Origin of the sequence: Psychrobacter muriicola 2pS (genome assembly GCF_904846535.1) — a bacterium.
Classification (GTDB): Bacteria; Pseudomonadota; Gammaproteobacteria; order Pseudomonadales; family Moraxellaceae; genus Psychrobacter; species Psychrobacter aquimaris.
The window spans coordinates 1-15,114 of record NZ_CAJHBC010000016.1; the positions used below are offsets into that span (position 1 = coordinate 1).

A 15,114-nucleotide genomic window follows, 5' to 3' on the forward strand; every position below is an offset into this window, starting at 1 on the left:
ACCCTATATAGGGTAATTACTTCATCCAATAAAAAAACGTCTGAGGGTTAAATCTATAATTTAGATTTAACCCTCAGACGTTTTTTTGCTTATAAAACAGTAGAAATTGTTGTCAATTTAGTCAGCTATATTCTGTATATGTTACACAAACTTACATTGTAAAATGTGGAATATTAGCAATTTTTTCAACATCAAAAAAGTATTTTTGGGGTTTTTAAGGGTGATGACAGGCTAAACAGCCTATGCTAAAGTCGGCTTTGTGTTTTGGCCAGCAGCTTGATTTGCAACAGCTTCGTAAGACTTCAATGATGTGCTGTGATCGCCAATAATCATTTTTTATATGAATAATATGCAGCAGAAGTATCAGTCACTATGACGTATATATACTTGAGTTGTTGAAATTTAATTGACTGCGCTGTTGTTGATAACAGACCATTTTGAATTAACCGTAGGTATTAGATTTATGAAACAGGCTTTATTGATTTTGTCAGTACTGGGTATGGGCATAGCACAAACGAGTGGTGCTGCTATCACAATCTCTCAAACAAATAATACCATCACCAATACTTCTGTGGCATCAAACTACGGTTCATCAAAAAACATCTATAGCACTAGCAGTGGTGCTTATGTTTCTAGTAATGACGAAATCAGTCAAGCTATTAGCAACCTAAGTGCGCAGGCTAAGCAAAAAGAGAGTCGGCTTTCATCATTAAACAGCCGCTTATACGCTGAAAAACAACAGCAGCAAGTCAATACAGTTCCTGATAGCAATTCAGCCCCCGCTATCGCTGCTGCTCGTGCTTCACGAGTGGCTCTATCTGGTAGCTCTGGATACTGTGCCCGTTACGTACGTAAAGCACTACAATCAGCAGGTTATGAGTTCACCCCCAATCCTTCAGCCTATCAGTACGCCACTCGTGGCACGCTTGATAAAGCAGGTTTTAGCAAAATCAGTAATGATATGCCAACCCAAGTAGGTGATGTTATTGTCTATGATCGCTCATCAAAGCGTCCACATGGCCATATCCAAATCTTTGATGGCGAAAACTGGATTTCTGATTTCCGTCAGAACAGCATCAGCCCATACAGTGGTGTCTATGCTTATACCACATGGCGTGATTCAAAATACGTGGATGACGCATCCGCATCAGATCGAAATATCTACCTTGCTATGAATGATAAATAAGACCTGATAAGTCAGCACAACATAGTTATTATTTCCTCCAACCCCAGTAGTGATCTTAATATCATTGCTGGGTTTTTTTGTGCTTAACATCAGGGTGTATTTAACCTTTCATGATTTGATCAGTTAGAAATGAACACTACTGATATCATTACTCATGACAGGAATTATCGACCAGCGCGTTTAAGATGCCACATGATACTGCTGGTGCACTACTTGCACATTTCTGACGCAAAACAGTCAAGTGCTGCTTTAAGTGCATCAATTCTTCCATTCGTATTTCTACAGCATAAATTTGCTTATCTAGTAATGAGTTCACATCACCACAGTCTTTATCAGGTTCCTCCCAGTATTCAAGTAAGATTCTTACTTCGTCTAAAGCCATGTCAAGCGTACGGCAGTGTAGGATAAATTGTAGACGTTCAATGTGCTCTTCATTATATAAACGATAATTCCCTGCGCTGCGAGAAGGCTCAGGTAATAAGTGCTCCTTTTCGTAATAGCGAATGGTTTCCACTGTGGCACCTGTGCGTTTAGCGAGCTCACCAATTTTGATTGTCATAACAACCTCTATGATTTAAATGATTAAAGTGGCTGTAAAGACTGGCGCTAGAGAAATTAAAATTACGAAACTGTAGATGAATAACCTTGACTCTAAAGCCACTAGAGGGTTCATAATATCATTATTCAAAGGGTAAATTATTATGAAATATCATATTGAAGGTATGGACTGTGCCAGTTGCATCGGCAAGATTGAAACAGCTTTGAAACGTATGCCTGGGGTTTCTGATGTTCAGCTGAATTTCGCTACAGAAACGCTAGAGCTAAATTTAGCCCCTGGTGCGCCGACTCAGGCTAGTGATATCGAAAAAACCATCAAAAGCCTAGGGTTCGGTATATCTGCCAATACTGGTCAACAAACTGTATCGGCTATTGATATTGACAGCGACAATCAGATGGCTCCGCAGGATAAGCGGTGGTGGCAAACTCAAAAAGGCAAACAGGTTGTTGGTCTCGGTATTTTGATGGGCAGCGCTTATGCACTGTCATTACTGTTCCCCGCTTATGGGATATGGGTGTTTGCCATCGCTGTGATTGTAGGCGTTTTTCCATTTGCACGCAAAGCCTTAGCACTGGCTAAAACAGGTTCATTCTTTTCAATTGAAACGCTGATGTCCGTCGCCGTGCTTGGCGCACTTATCATTGGTGAAGCTGAAGAGGCCGCAGCGGTTGTCTTTTTGTTCTCAATCGGTGAACTGTTTGAGAGTATCGCTGCTGATCGCGCTCGCGCTGGCATCAGAGCCTTATCATCGCTGGTTCCGAAAAGTGCGATTTTACTTGATGCTCAAGGTGGGCAGCGTAACGTTCCAGCGACTTCACTACAAGTGAATGACCTTGTGCTGGTGCGTCCTGGAGATAGGGTATCTGCTGATGGTTCCATTGTTCAAGGTGCGTCCAGCCTTGATGATTCGCCCGTGACGGGAGAGTCTGTTCCTGTTGCCAAGACGATGGGTGACAATGTATTTGCAGGGTCAATTAACATCGATGGTGTGCTCCAAGTGCGCGTAGAAAAGACAGCCGCCGATAACACTATTTCGCGCATTATTGATTTGGTAGAGCAAGCGCAAGCTTCCAAAGCACCCACTGCCCGTTTTATTGAGAAATTCAGTCGTTACTATACACCGGCTGTGATGGCTATTGCCGCCCTAATTATCATCGTCCCACCGTTAACCATGGGCGGAGATTGGTCAACTTGGTTATATCGAGGTCTAGCCTTATTATTGATCGCTTGTCCTTGTGCTCTTGTGCTCTCAACACCAGCTGCTATCGCCTCTGGTCTAGCGGTCGGTGCGCGCCGCGGCTTGCTGATCAAGGGCGGTAGTGCTTTAGAAACCATCGGCCAAGTGAAGACAGTCGCTTTTGACAAGACAGGCACTTTAACTGAAGGCAAACCACGCGTGACCGATGTTGTTGACATTACACAAGAGTATTCAAGTGTTCAAGGTCAGGATTCTCAGGATCAGGGTTCTCAAGGTAAAGATAAGGTATTGGCGCTCTTTGCCAGTGTGGAGACAGGTTCTAGTCACCCGCTTGCTGAAGCCATTGTCAGTCATGCCAAAGCCGCCAAAGTTGTCATACCTGTGGCTTCTAAAGCTTCTGCTACTGCGGGTAAAGCGGTACACGCAACTATCGCTGGGCGCGCGCTAGCTATCGGTTCGCCTGTTTATGCCGCAGATGAGGCATCAATTTCAGCCGAGCAACAGGCACAAATCGAGGCGCTGCAAAATGAGGGCAAGACCGTCTCAGTTCTTTTCGATGAGCAAAGTCGAGAAGTGCTTGGATTGGTCGCACTAAGAGACGAGTTACGAGACGACGCTCATGAAGGTGTGGCTCAACTTAAAGCGATGGGTGTGCGCTCCGTCATGCTAACAGGCGACAACCGCTTAACCGCTCAAGCACTTGCCAGTAATTTAGACGTGGAATGGGAAGCTGAGCTGTTGCCTGAGGACAAACTGCGCTTGCTTAACGAGATGAAGAATAACAGCAAAATAGCGATGGTGGGTGATGGTATTAACGATGCGCCAGCACTAGCAACCGCTGATGTTGGCATCGCGATGGGTGGTGGTACCGATGTGGCCATTGAGACGGCCGATATCGCATTATTGAAAAGTCGGGTTACAGACATGGCTCATCTGATTGCACTTTCGCGTGCCACCATGCGCAACATTCATCAGAACGTCATTTTCGCTTTAGGTCTCAAAGGCGTCTTTCTGATCACGACCGTATTCGGCATTACTGGACTATGGATTGCGGTTCTAGCTGATGCTGGAGCAACAGTGCTCGTTACTCTCAATGCGTTACGTTTACTGCGCTTTAAAGGAGCGCCTCCAATGGTAACTGCGCCTAAAGTAGTTAAATAAAACCCTTCGAAATCAATTAAAAACTAGAGATAGCAGCAGATTTCGGGGGTGGGTTCTAATAATAAAAATTCCACCGCTACAGTAAACTGCAACCGCATTAGAGTAAATAAGGTTAGACCGTATGTTGATTACAGAATTGGGCTATTTTGCCTTGCTTACCGCTTTTGTATTGGCGTTATTGCAGGTAATTCTGCCAACTATTGGTGTTATTCGTAACCAAGTTGCTTGGCAACGACTAGCCCCTAGCTTAGCTTGGGCACAGTTTGCCGCCATGATAACGTCATTTGGCGCTTTGATAGCAGGTTTTTATTATAATGATTTTAGCCTCAGTTACGTCGCGCAGCATTCCAATACGCTGTTGCCTTGGTACTATAAGTTATCGGCGACATGGGGCGGACACGAGGGCTCTTTGCTGCTATGGATGACCATCATGGCCACATGGTGTGCACTGGTATCATACTTTAGTCGCGGCTTGCCGTTATCAATGCGTGCGCGGGTACTAGTTATTTTGGCCGGTGTACAGTTAATGATGCTAACAATGCTGATATTTACCTCGTCACCGTTTGAGCGTACCTTACCCAATCTAGCGGTCGATGGCGCTGATTTAAATCCCGTCCTACAAGATTTCGGTCTGATTATTCATCCGCCCATGTTATATATGGGCTATGTGGGTATGGTAGTGCCTTTTGCATTTTGTATGGCGGCATTGTGGGAAGGGCGTTTAGATGCTGCTTGGACACGCTGGTCACGTCCATGGGCGCTCGCGGCTTGGGGATTTTTGACCATTGGTATTGCACTGGGCTCGTGGTGGGCCTACTACGAGCTTGGCTGGGGCGGTTGGTGGTTTTGGGATCCGGTAGAGAACGCCTCGTTTATGCCTTGGCTTGTCGGCTTAGCATTGCTGCATTCATTAGCAGTCACTGAAAAGCGCGGGGTGTTTAAAGCATGGACCATCATGCTGGCTATTTTCGCCTTTGCCTTAAGCTTGCTTGGCACGTTCCTGGTACGCTCTGGAGTCCTTACCTCAGTGCATTCGTTTGCCGCTGATCCGACGCGTGGTTTGGTTATCTTAGCTATTCTTGGCATTATCATCGGTAGTGGTCTATTGATGTTTGCCGTTCGCGGTTGGCGTTTAACCGTTGAAAGTCAATATCAGCTGATTTCACGTGAGTCCTTTTTAGTGATCAACAACGCCATCATTTTGATTGCAACCTTAGTGGTGTTGCTCGGCACCCTCTATCCTATTATCGCTGATGCCTTTGGTTTAGGACAAGTGTCCGTCGGCCCTCCTTATTTTAATGCATTATTTGTACCTTTAACGTGGCTGTTATTAATAGCTATGGGTATGGGCTCAAATATTCGCTGGAAAAAAGACACCCGTCCACTACTGGGTATAGGCATGGTCATCGCCGTTAGTAGCTTAGTATTAGCCGCCATTATTACTTACTTTGTTAATCCATCGTCTATGCTTAATATTGGTGTGACTTTAGCCGTTAGCTTTTGGGTACTGCTATGGATGGCAGTTGATTTTAAAGATAAAACTAAGAATGCGCCTAATCTTTTTAACGGTTTGCGGCAGTTGCGTCTGAGCTATTGGGGTCAACAGACTGCTCATATTGGCGTATTGGTTGCTGTCATTGGCATAGCCTTTACTAGTAGCTTGAGTATTGAGCGTGACGTAGCAATGGGTATTGGCGATACAGTCAATGTTCAAGGTTACGATTTTGAAGTAACTGAATTTTTTGAAATAAAGGGGAGTAACTTTGATGCAACGCAAGCTGAGGTTGTAGTGACTAAGAATGGCCAAGAAGTGGCAACGCTATATCCTGAAAAACGTACGTATATTATCAGCACTATGCCAACAACTGAGGCCGCTATTGACCCCAATCTTATGCGCGATGTTTATGTCGCACTGGGCGAACCTATTGCCGATGGTAGTAACCAATGGGCATTAAGGATTTATGTAAAACCATTAATTCGCTGGATTTGGTTAGGGGCAATTATCATGGCTCTAGGTGGATTAATTAGCATGCTTGATAAACGATACCGCATCAAAAAAGTTAAAGCTCCATTGCTAGTTACTGGTGATCTGGCTACTGATGGAGTCAATGAGGTAGCTATTGAACAGGCAATCTCAGCATCGACGATGTCGACACTAAAGGAGAAATAAATGACTATGTCGAATAATACTCCTGAGCAAAAAGATAGCCAAAACAGTAAGCAGCGTAACCCAAAGACAATGAAAAAAAAGCAGACGAAGCTATGGTTCTTAATTCCGCTTATCCTCTTTTTTGGTTTGGTAGTTATATTGTACATGCGCTTAGGTAAACCAACAGACATTGTGACCAATACCGCTCTTGAGCGTCCGGTTCCTACCTTTGAGCTGCCGTTATTAGCAGATACTACCCGTACTATCACCAATGATAATTTGCCGGATAAGCCGTTTTTACTTAATGTTTGGGGCTCATGGTGCCCAACTTGCGTTATTGAGCATCCGTTTTTAATGCAACTAGAAGAGCGCGGCGTTGATATCGTTGGTGTGAATTATAAGGATGAGATTGGTAATGCGCTCAGTTACTTAAACCGAGGCGGTGATCCATTTTCTATGTCTATTCAGGATTCATTGGGTCAGTTTGCTCTAGACTTAGGCATAACTGGTGCGCCCGAAACCTTTGTTGTGGATGGAGATGGCATCATTCGTCAGCATATTGTTGGTGAGGTTAATGAAGCCAATTGGCAACAGCGTGTTAAGCCGTGCCTGACCGTACTTAATGAGGCTAATAAGAACAACGATAGTCCTGATCTCATTCAGGTTGAGGAGATGTGCAAATGAACGTTATTCGAATAAGAGCTCCTCAACTAAAACCCAATATAGTTTTAAAACTAGCAAGCTTAATACTAGCGTGTCTGCTTAACATGACGGCAAACGCAGCTATTGACGTATACGATTTTGACTCACCACAGCAAGAAGCTCAGTATCGTGGATTAATAGAAGAGTTTCGCTGCCCAAAATGCCAAAATCAAAACCTTGCAGCCTCTGATGCACCGATTGCACAGGATCTAAAGCAAAAAGTCTATGATTTAATTAAAGATAGACGTAGTGATGCTGAAATACGCGTCTATATGCAAGAGCGCTACGGTGACTTTATTAGCTACAAGCCGCCTATGCGACCATCAACATGGATCCTATGGTTTTTTCCACCACTATTATTGCTCGTCTTAATTATTGGTTGGTTTTGGCAAAGTAAGCGTCGCCAAGTTGTTGCCCGTGGTCAAAGCGGCGTCACAGTGAACAGTACTGCTGCCTTGACCTCTACGGAAAAGGCTGAGCTTGATCGTCTATTATCGCAAGCTGAGAGTGTCGACCACGACATTACTAGCCTAGAGGACAAAAAATGACTCTATTTTCTACTTTTGGCTTATTTGTAACTCTAAGCTTGCTGATTGCTCTTATATTTGCGCTGATTGCTATTATGCCATGGCTACGAGCACCGCGTTTGCAGTCCAAACCAATAGACAATCAACTGCTAGATATTAATGTTGCAGTATTTCGCGAACGTTTAGCTGAGCTACAAACAGATAAAGACAGCGGTACTATTAATAATAGCCATTATCAAAATCAAAAGCTGGAGCTTGAGCGTCAGCTATTAGATGCGCAGCGTCAGATAACACCTATGGTCACCCCTGATGTCAAAAGCCGTTTAATTGTCGCAGCTTGGATCCCAATATTGGCTGCAATGGCGTATTTACTAATAGGCAATCGTACGCCCGTGTTTGATTTGTGGACAGCTGAGGACAAAGTAGGACAAGTGGCTGACGACCTATTGACAGCTAAAATTGACAAGCCGCCATCATGGGCGTTTGAAGATGGTCGTCAACTGATTAGCGCCATGCAAACCAATGTTCATCGTAATGCTGATGATCCTAATCGCTGGATGCGCCTATCCGAGCTTTTCTTATCTATGGAGGCAACTGATTCTGCGCTGGAAGCCTTATCTCGTGCCTATCGTTTAGCTCCTGAAAATGAAGAAATCGCCACCACTTATGCTCAGACTAGCTTTTTCGTTAATGAAGGTCAGTTAGACGCCAATATTCGCCGTGTATTACAAGCTATATTAGCTAAGAATCCGCAGCATGAACGGGCTCAAATGCTCATGGCAATGGGTGAGACTCGTAGTAGTAACTTTGCCCAAGCGCAAGGTTGGATTAAACGCTTACAAGGCAGCATTGTGGCCAAACCAGGTGATCATACTAAAGCTTTAGCAAGCTTAGATGAGTTAAGCAACTACGTTAGCACGCAAGAAAAGCAAGCGCTAGAAGGTATTGACGTGACAGTGAAAATTAACGCTAATTTATTACCGTTAGTGAAAGCTGATGATGTGTTGTTTGTTGCGATACGTGACGTTAAAGGAGGTCCACCGTTTGCCGCCAAACGTTTACCCATTAGTGTTATTGAGCAAGGTGAGGCCAGTATCCGCTTAAGCAATCTTGATGCGATGATGCCAGATCGCACGTTAAATTCAGCTCGTAGTGACAAAACTCAGTTAGCAGTCGTTGCTCGTATTAGTCATAGCGGTAATGCCATAGCAGAGTCAGGCGACTTATCGGGTAATCCGATAGTGATTAGTGCTGAACAGACTCAGGTTAATATTGAAATCAATCAACAGATTCCCTAATAAAAAATTATTACCGTAAGTTTCATAATACCAGAGCGGTAAGTGGAGCCGTTTTTAAAAGTGGCGCTATTAATAGTCGTATACTAAAAACATATACGTTTAACATTGTTCATTGTATAAACACAGATAAAGAAAACAACTATGACTGAATCTACCGACAGATTAGATAGTACTAAATTGAATAGCGTTGAATCGGCTAGTACTAATATTGCTGACAATAAAGTACCTATAGCTGTGAGTAGTACTCATCAATCAATTGACTCTAAAACCATGAATCATACGCCTAAAGCTATGTACGTAACCTCAGGCAACTCGATAACACCTAAAGGTAAGTTGAATAAAATGCCAAAAATGGTTGCCAATGGCAGTCGCGCTTTTATCTGGTATTTGTTGGCGATAATGGTATTAATACTTGATCAATGGACTAAGTGGTTGGCCCAAACCAAATTAGCGTTCAATGACCCCGTACCGGTCATTGAACCATTTCTCAACTGGACACTCGCTTATAACTATGGGGCAGCATTTAGCTTTTTAGCCGACGCTGGCGGTTGGCAGAAATGGTTTTTCTCAGGCTTAGCTTTTGTAATGGCTATCTTTTTAACGGTTTATTTAATCAAAGCGCCACGTGCAGCCAAGCTATTGTCCATGGGGTTAGCCTTAATGCTCGGTGGTGCGATTGGCAACTTAATCGATCGTTTAAGAATTGGTAAAGTGGTTGACTTTATCCATGTGCATTATGCTGATGTCTGGAATTATCCTATTTTCAATGTTGCAGATATAGGTGTCTGTGTCGGTGTCGCATTGATTATAATTGACATGATATTTTTAGAAAGTAAGCGTAATAAATAAGCACATTGATGCCGATTATCACAAACAAAATGAACTAGCGTCGTAGTCACTCTATACGGAAAAATACTTTTTATACTTGAGTATGTTTATAAAATGTGAACTGGAAGGTAATGTATGACTGGTATAGGTACTCACTCATTTTAGGTCTTAAAACCCAATACTTAAAAGCTCTGCGTAGAGCCATTATTATAGAGACATTGAATAATCCATAAATTCTTTATTGATAATAACAAAAGGAAAATATAGTGTCACAGGCTCAGCCAACTATTGAAAAAATTCACAGCCTTAGAAAAAAACAAGAGACCGCGTTAAAAAGTCTTACCCTTATAGGCTACCTAGAAGGCACCTCTTTCTTATTATTGCTCTTCATCGCCATGCCACTAAAATATATGCTGGATATTCCAGAAGGTGTGAAATACATCGGTATGGCACACGGTATTTTGTTTATTACCTATATCATAATACTTATAGGCTCAGCTATCAAAATGAAAATGCCTCTTTGGGCAATACCTGCGGGCGTACTCGGCTCACTCTTACCTTTTGGCCCATTTATATTCGATCATTTACTAAAAAATAACTTACAGAAAAGTGTAAGTAAAGAAGCCTAGAACAAGCTCTGCTACAAATGATACAAATGATACAAACGTATATTATTACTCAAGATTATTTTTCCTAACTAAATTACAAGCCGCCATCACTCATCATGGCGACAAATGAATAATATTGAGCAGAAATTAATCACAATAAAACTTTGATTCAGACCCAGTATGAATAGTCTTACACTCTAGTTACTTTTCCAACTTATCTTACATACTATCGACAAACCCGTCTTGTTTAAAAGCTAAACAGGTTTTGTCATCCGCGATGGATTTCCTGTTATCGTAGGGTATACCCCAAGGAAACCAGTTATTTTACCTTTCAAACCTATTAACAGACTACTTAAAGCAGACTGTTAGCATGGAACCATCTATAACAGACTTTTGAATTATAAGACTGGCTGCTGTGCTTTTTTCCTATCATTAGCCTATACCTAAAACGTAAATCCTCTAAACGATAATTTATCTATCAGTAGACTTGTTTCTAATATTAAATGATAGTAATATCTGTCTATTATCAATGAACATTAATTATTAAGTCTAAGTGATAGGGGTGGCGTTATGACTGTTCGTATTTATGTGAGAGCCAGTACTAAGGATCAAGACGCTAAGAGAGCCTTGTCTGACTTGATTAGCTTTAGCCAAAGCTATGATGATAAGCATGTTGAGTACGTTGAGCATTTCAGTGGTACGAAGCTTGATAGACCAGTACTCACTCTGTTACTCAATGACGCTGAGGAAGGCGATATTCTGTTGGTCGAAAGTGTGGATAGATTAAGCAGGCTATCTCAAGATGATTTTGCAATTCTAAAGCAGCGCATCAAAGACAAGGGCTTGCGATTGGTGGTGGCTGATCTACCAACTACGCATACGGTAAGTAAAGGCATGACAGGTGAGATCCTAACAGTGATTAACCATATGCTGATCGACTTATTAGCAACGATGGCAAAGCTTGATAACGATAAGCGTAGAGAGCGTATTAAGCAGGGGTTGGCGAACAGTGGTTATAAGCCCACTGGTAAGAAGCCTAATACAACGAAACACAATCGTATTAAAGAATTAGCCAGTCAAAACAATATGACAAAAGAGGAGATCGCTAAGGCGGTTGGTGTTGGGGTGGCTACGGTCTATCGGGTGTTAAAGCAGGGCTAACAGCTGAATAGTTGAGGTATTTTAAATAACAGTTTGTCTTTTTTATAGACACGATACTATTAGATACATAAGAACCAACTTGGAAGTTTTTAATCATGCAACCGACTTATTATAGTGTCTAACAAGTAATCTACAGTTTCGTCAAGCATGAACCGATGTAAACGTTAAATAACATTTTAGTCTGATTCATAACTTTTATTATTTCTTATTATTTATGGCACATCAGCTTGATTAGGTTTTAAAAGCTATTATCCTACCCAGTTTTTTGTCTAAGCCTCATAGATTCGAGAGTAGCTAGCCATATCAAAGGTAGGATAATCAGCGCAGAACCTATTAACAAAGTCATATTTGGTACTTCGTTAAACCATATGATTCCAACCACCACCGCCCCTAGTAAACCTGAGTATTCCGCACTAGAGACTTTGTACGCTTCAATGTGTCGGTACACCTGTACGCATATACCCGCATAAATCAAAATAAATACATTTGAACTGGCGGCCGTAATCAATGAGCGCCAGTCAAATGGCTGTCGCTCCCAAATAGCCAAACCAAGCGCGAATGGAATTCCTAATAAATTGGTCAAAAGTAGCGTTTGATAGACAGAATGATTTTGTGGAAGTTTACGAACTAAGAGATTGTTTATCGCCATGGTTACCGCTACTATAAGCGCAAAAACCGCCCCTAAATTGATCTGTTTCGGTTGTACAATAACGAGGATACCAGCAAAACCTAACATAGAGGCTGCGATAGTCGGAAAGTTTAATCTGTCTTTATAAAATAAAAAACCCAGTGGTAATACAAATAAAGGGGCGGCATAAAAAATAGCATTCGCAGTCGCAAGAGGCAGTGCTTGAAGAGACAGTACCATGAATATCACACCCAATAACCACACGTGACTACGAACAAAGTGCCATTTTATATTACTGAATAACTTGTTCTTTTTATTAATTAAGCAAAACGGCAACAGCATTAAAACCGCTGTGCATTGACGAAACAGGATAAATTGATATACCGCCGTCTCAGAGGGCAAGGCCTTTATCAAGGCGTCTGAGAAGACCGCAATGATATTTCCTAGTACCAATAGCGTCATGGCAAATGCAACACTCATCTTTGGCATTCTTAGCCTCCTCGCCCTACTCTAAATTCAGAAACTGTTAAAACCCCAATGGGTTCATGCTGATTTAACGATCTGTCAGGCAGTATATGCAAGTAACGCTATGATGTATAATGATATAAACCATACTTAGTATTAGCTGAGGTAATAATGGATTTGCCCCCATTGCGTGCCATACAATGCTTCGAATCCGTTGCACGACTTAACAGCTTTTCAAAAGCAGCAGAAAGCCTCAATGTGACACAAAGTGCCGTGAGTCACCAAATACGCATCCTTGAAGAGTATCTTGGGGAAGCAATGTTTTACAGGCAAGGCCGGACCTTTTCGTTGACAGAGGTTGGTGAGCGTTATTTCACAGATGTGAGTGGCGCATTGGGTCTACTTTCAGATAGTAGTCAGATTATTAAACATGGAAAACCTGGGCATATACGCTTAGCTCTGTACAGTTCAGTCGCAGTGAATTGGTTGATTCCTCGACTAGAAGACTTCTATAGACAGTATCCAGAAATAGAACTTACTTTAGATATGGTTAATCATCCCTCTGATTATAATGAGCAAAGGGCCGATTGTTATATCACCGTCGATCCTCCTCCACATGCTTTCATCAGTAAGTTTTTATTTACTGAAACTTTATATCCTGTTTGTGGTCAAAAGCTTTGGGAGAAAATAAGAGATAAACCCCTTCCTGACGCATTGTGGCGGCATCCAATATTGTCTGTGAGATATGCAGATACAAGCGTGAATACAGCAGAGGATTGGCTGCGGTGGTGTAAGGCAGGCGGATTTGAATTGCCAAGCGATATAAAGATAAATCATTTTAGTCATGTGCTACTAGCGATAGAAGCCGCAAGGTACAATCTGGGCATTACTCTTACCAATAATTATATGATGCAGGATGACGCCTATAAACAAAATATCGTTAAAATCCCAATGCATGAACTACTAACAGGGGATAAATTTTACTTCGTTTACAAGGAATTAAAGAAAAATAAGGATGATATTATTAAACTATGTAAATGGTTAGAATCTCAGTGTGAGTAAAGAAATCCTCTATCTTATTTGTTGTTACAAGAAAAATAATGATTTGTTAAGGGGTTTAAAATGATGATTTAGAAAATCCCGATTCAATAACTCATAAACACTCGTATCCTCAAAAAATAGTCATTCATTTTATCTGATATTCAAATAATATAAGTTAATAGGTTGAAGTTTAAAAGAAATAAAGCTCATTACATTTAGTTAAAGTCGAATTAACTTTAGAATAAAAACGGAAATTTATACGTTTTTTTATTGTTTATCTGTTAGTGATAATGGCTGTTATCATATCTATTCTTAATATAGATTAGGGTCTCTATATATATTTGCTTAAACTTGCCCGAATAACATTACGCCATGTATTAATGAAGGACCTAAGAATACCATAAACAATCCCGCTAAAATCATTGTTAAACTTGCTATAACGCCCTCATCCTCATTGCGCTGACTTGCCCGGGCTGTACCAAAACCGTGTGATGCATTACCAAATGCGATTCCATTTGCAAGATGGGAGCGAATACGAAAAAAAGTCAAGATCATATCCCCTAAAATCATTCCCACCATCCCTGTAATCAAAGTAAACAATGAGACTAAAGAGGAAGATCCGTGAATTTTTTCAGATAAGTCTAACGCAAATGGTGTCGATATTGAACGGGCCATCAAGCTATAGGTCAAGGTCTTATCAAAATGAAACAAACCAGCGAATATATATATGCTTAAGACCCCCACCACCATCCCGACAGTTATGGAAGCGGTCAAAGCCAAAGCATGTTGACGTATTAAACGACGATACTCATAAATAGGTATAGCAAACGCAACCGTTGCGGGGGCAAGTAGCTGCACAATCCAAGCTGTATCCTTCCAATAAGTATCATAAGAGATATTAAAAATAATCATTAATGAAAGCGTTACTACTGGAACCGTGATAGCAGGGTTTAGCCAAGATTTTCGATAGCGCACATAGACTACTCTAGCCATATAATAGGCAGCTAATGTCCAAATGAGACAAAGGATTGACCAAGTATTCATCGCAAATCCTCACGCATTATTATCATTTTTTAGGTTTAATTGGGCTTTATGAATCTGATGACGATACAATCTACGTTGCAAACGGCGCCCCATGATAAAGGTTAATGCTGAGCTTAACATCACCATCGCGGTACTCAAGATAATTGTCAGCATTAATTGCCATCCTTTACTGACAAACAGCGCCTTATATTGAAGTATTGACATCATAAGCGGGATAAACATTAATACTAATTCACCCAAAACAAATTTTGCACCCAGTCTGACCCAGTTAACCTTAATAGCACCACTCATTAATAATATCAGCATTAAAAACATTCCTAAGACGCCTGAGGATACGGGTAAATGCAATAATTCAACCAATATCTCAGCACAATACCAGACAGCTGCGATAATAGCGCATTGCATAAGGACATGAAGCCATGATTGGCGATAGAACTTTTGAAGTGTAAGTTTTTTTTCATCTACAAAAGATAGGGATAAGCGAATATTAGGATTGCGCATAATAATTCTAGATTGTTTATTAGAGACGGCATAGTGTTAAAATAACAGATTCTAAGAT

The 15,114-nt window shown here is 41.5% G+C and carries 14 protein-coding genes; 10 read left to right on the top strand and 4 right to left on the bottom strand.

Annotated elements, in window-relative coordinates; genetic code table 11:
* The first annotated feature begins 463 nt into the window (after positions 1-463).
* Positions 464-1,186: a CHAP domain-containing protein gene (locus tag JMX93_RS14035; RefSeq protein ID WP_011513678.1), complete on the top strand. Its 723-nt coding sequence runs from the start codon at positions 464-466 to the stop codon at positions 1,184-1,186.
* 148 nt (positions 1,187-1,334) lie between these two features.
* Here JMX93_RS14035 and cadR read toward each other — a convergent pair whose 3' ends face one another.
* On the bottom strand, positions 1,335-1,745 hold the full coding sequence (cadR, locus tag JMX93_RS14040; protein ID WP_060492340.1) for a Cd(II)/Pb(II)-responsive transcriptional regulator: 411 nt from the start codon (positions 1,743-1,745) through the stop codon (positions 1,335-1,337).
* A gap of 142 nt (positions 1,746-1,887) precedes the next feature.
* Here cadR and JMX93_RS14045 point away from each other — a divergent pair, with 142 nt between their 5' ends.
* The 8 genes from JMX93_RS14045 to JMX93_RS14080 all read left to right on the top strand — a co-directional run bounded on the left by JMX93_RS14045 (position 1,888) and on the right by JMX93_RS14080 (position 11,377).
* Entirely contained in the window at positions 1,888-4,104 is a 2,217-nt protein-coding gene (locus JMX93_RS14045; protein WP_198333361.1) for a heavy metal translocating P-type ATPase, read from the top strand.
* A gap of 121 nt (positions 4,105-4,225) precedes the next feature.
* A complete protein-coding gene (locus JMX93_RS14050) occupies positions 4,226-6,274 on the top strand; it encodes a heme lyase CcmF/NrfE family subunit (RefSeq protein WP_058368779.1) in 2,049 nt (682 codons plus the stop codon).
* A 69-nt stretch (positions 6,275-6,343) separates the two neighbouring features.
* Positions 6,344-6,937 (top strand): DsbE family thiol:disulfide interchange protein, encoded by a 594-nt coding sequence (locus JMX93_RS14055; RefSeq protein ID WP_045448106.1) that lies wholly within the window; start codon positions 6,344-6,346, stop codon positions 6,935-6,937.
* An 83-nt stretch (positions 6,938-7,020) separates the two neighbouring features.
* Positions 7,021-7,503 carry a cytochrome c-type biogenesis protein gene (locus JMX93_RS14060; RefSeq protein WP_020443538.1) on the top strand — a complete coding sequence of 161 codons (483 nt, stop codon included), beginning with the start codon at positions 7,021-7,023 and terminating at the stop codon, positions 7,501-7,503.
* On the top strand, positions 7,500-8,780 hold the full coding sequence (gene ccmI, locus JMX93_RS14065; protein WP_045448072.1) for a c-type cytochrome biogenesis protein CcmI: 1,281 nt from the start codon (positions 7,500-7,502) through the stop codon (positions 8,778-8,780). The genes JMX93_RS14060 and ccmI overlap by 4 nt, the downstream gene beginning before the upstream one ends.
* 141 nt (positions 8,781-8,921) lie before the next feature.
* Positions 8,922-9,629, top strand: a complete 708-nt coding sequence (gene lspA / locus JMX93_RS14070; protein ID WP_045448075.1) for a signal peptidase II — start codon at positions 8,922-8,924, stop codon at positions 9,627-9,629.
* Between the two features lie 245 nt (positions 9,630-9,874).
* Complete coding sequence (locus JMX93_RS14075; RefSeq protein WP_087813587.1) at positions 9,875-10,237, top strand: DUF3817 domain-containing protein; 363 nt, start codon at positions 9,875-9,877, stop codon at positions 10,235-10,237.
* A gap of 549 nt (positions 10,238-10,786) precedes the next feature.
* A complete protein-coding gene (locus tag JMX93_RS14080) occupies positions 10,787-11,377 on the top strand; it encodes a recombinase family protein (RefSeq protein WP_189586930.1) in 591 nt (196 codons plus the stop codon).
* 253 nt (positions 11,378-11,630) lie between these two features.
* On the opposite strand, the gene JMX93_RS14085 is transcribed toward JMX93_RS14080, so the two are convergent.
* Positions 11,631-12,494 carry a DMT family transporter gene (locus JMX93_RS14085; RefSeq protein WP_499205079.1) on the bottom strand — a complete coding sequence of 288 codons (864 nt, stop codon included), beginning with the start codon at positions 12,492-12,494 and terminating at the stop codon, positions 11,631-11,633.
* Between the two features lie 147 nt (positions 12,495-12,641).
* Here JMX93_RS14085 and JMX93_RS14090 point away from each other — a divergent pair, with 147 nt between their 5' ends.
* The gene (locus tag JMX93_RS14090; RefSeq protein WP_201546004.1) at positions 12,642-13,532 is read left to right on the top strand and encodes a LysR substrate-binding domain-containing protein; all 891 of its coding nucleotides are present in this window, start codon (positions 12,642-12,644) and stop codon (positions 13,530-13,532) included.
* Between the two features lie 324 nt (positions 13,533-13,856).
* Here JMX93_RS14090 and JMX93_RS14095 read toward each other — a convergent pair whose 3' ends face one another.
* Both JMX93_RS14095 and JMX93_RS14100 read right to left on the bottom strand, forming a co-directional pair.
* A complete protein-coding gene (locus tag JMX93_RS14095) occupies positions 13,857-14,555 on the bottom strand; it encodes an LrgB family protein (RefSeq protein WP_068406601.1) in 699 nt (232 codons plus the stop codon).
* Positions 14,556-14,564: 9 nt separating this feature from the next.
* Positions 14,565-15,056, bottom strand: coding sequence for a CidA/LrgA family protein (locus tag JMX93_RS14100; protein WP_095570631.1), 492 nt, complete (start codon positions 15,054-15,056; stop codon positions 14,565-14,567).
* Positions 15,057-15,114 lie beyond the last annotated feature (58 nt).

Bases quoted from the DNA above. Each gene is read 5' to 3' on its own strand.
- JMX93_RS14035 (WP_011513678.1), top strand. From the start codon at position 464: ATGAAACAGGCTTTATTGATTTTGTCAGTACTGGGTATGGGCATAGCA.
- cadR (WP_060492340.1), bottom strand. From the start codon at position 1,745: ATGACAATCAAAATTGGTGAGCTCGCTAAACGCACAGGTGCCACAGTG.
- JMX93_RS14045 (WP_198333361.1), top strand. From the start codon at position 1,888: ATGAAATATCATATTGAAGGTATGGACTGTGCCAGTTGCATCGGCAAG.
- JMX93_RS14050 (WP_058368779.1), top strand. From the start codon at position 4,226: ATGTTGATTACAGAATTGGGCTATTTTGCCTTGCTTACCGCTTTTGTA.
- JMX93_RS14055 (WP_045448106.1), top strand. From the start codon at position 6,344: ATGAAAAAAAAGCAGACGAAGCTATGGTTCTTAATTCCGCTTATCCTC.
- JMX93_RS14060 (WP_020443538.1), top strand. From the start codon at position 7,021: ATGACGGCAAACGCAGCTATTGACGTATACGATTTTGACTCACCACAG.
- ccmI (WP_045448072.1), top strand. From the start codon at position 7,500: ATGACTCTATTTTCTACTTTTGGCTTATTTGTAACTCTAAGCTTGCTG.
- lspA (WP_045448075.1), top strand. From the start codon at position 8,922: ATGACTGAATCTACCGACAGATTAGATAGTACTAAATTGAATAGCGTT.
- JMX93_RS14080 (WP_189586930.1), top strand. From the start codon at position 10,787: ATGACTGTTCGTATTTATGTGAGAGCCAGTACTAAGGATCAAGACGCT.
- JMX93_RS14085 (WP_499205079.1), bottom strand. From the start codon at position 12,494: ATGCCAAAGATGAGTGTTGCATTTGCCATGACGCTATTGGTACTAGGA.
- JMX93_RS14090 (WP_201546004.1), top strand. From the start codon at position 12,642: ATGGATTTGCCCCCATTGCGTGCCATACAATGCTTCGAATCCGTTGCA.
- JMX93_RS14095 (WP_068406601.1), bottom strand. From the start codon at position 14,555: ATGAATACTTGGTCAATCCTTTGTCTCATTTGGACATTAGCTGCCTAT.
- JMX93_RS14100 (WP_095570631.1), bottom strand. From the start codon at position 15,056: ATGCGCAATCCTAATATTCGCTTATCCCTATCTTTTGTAGATGAAAAA.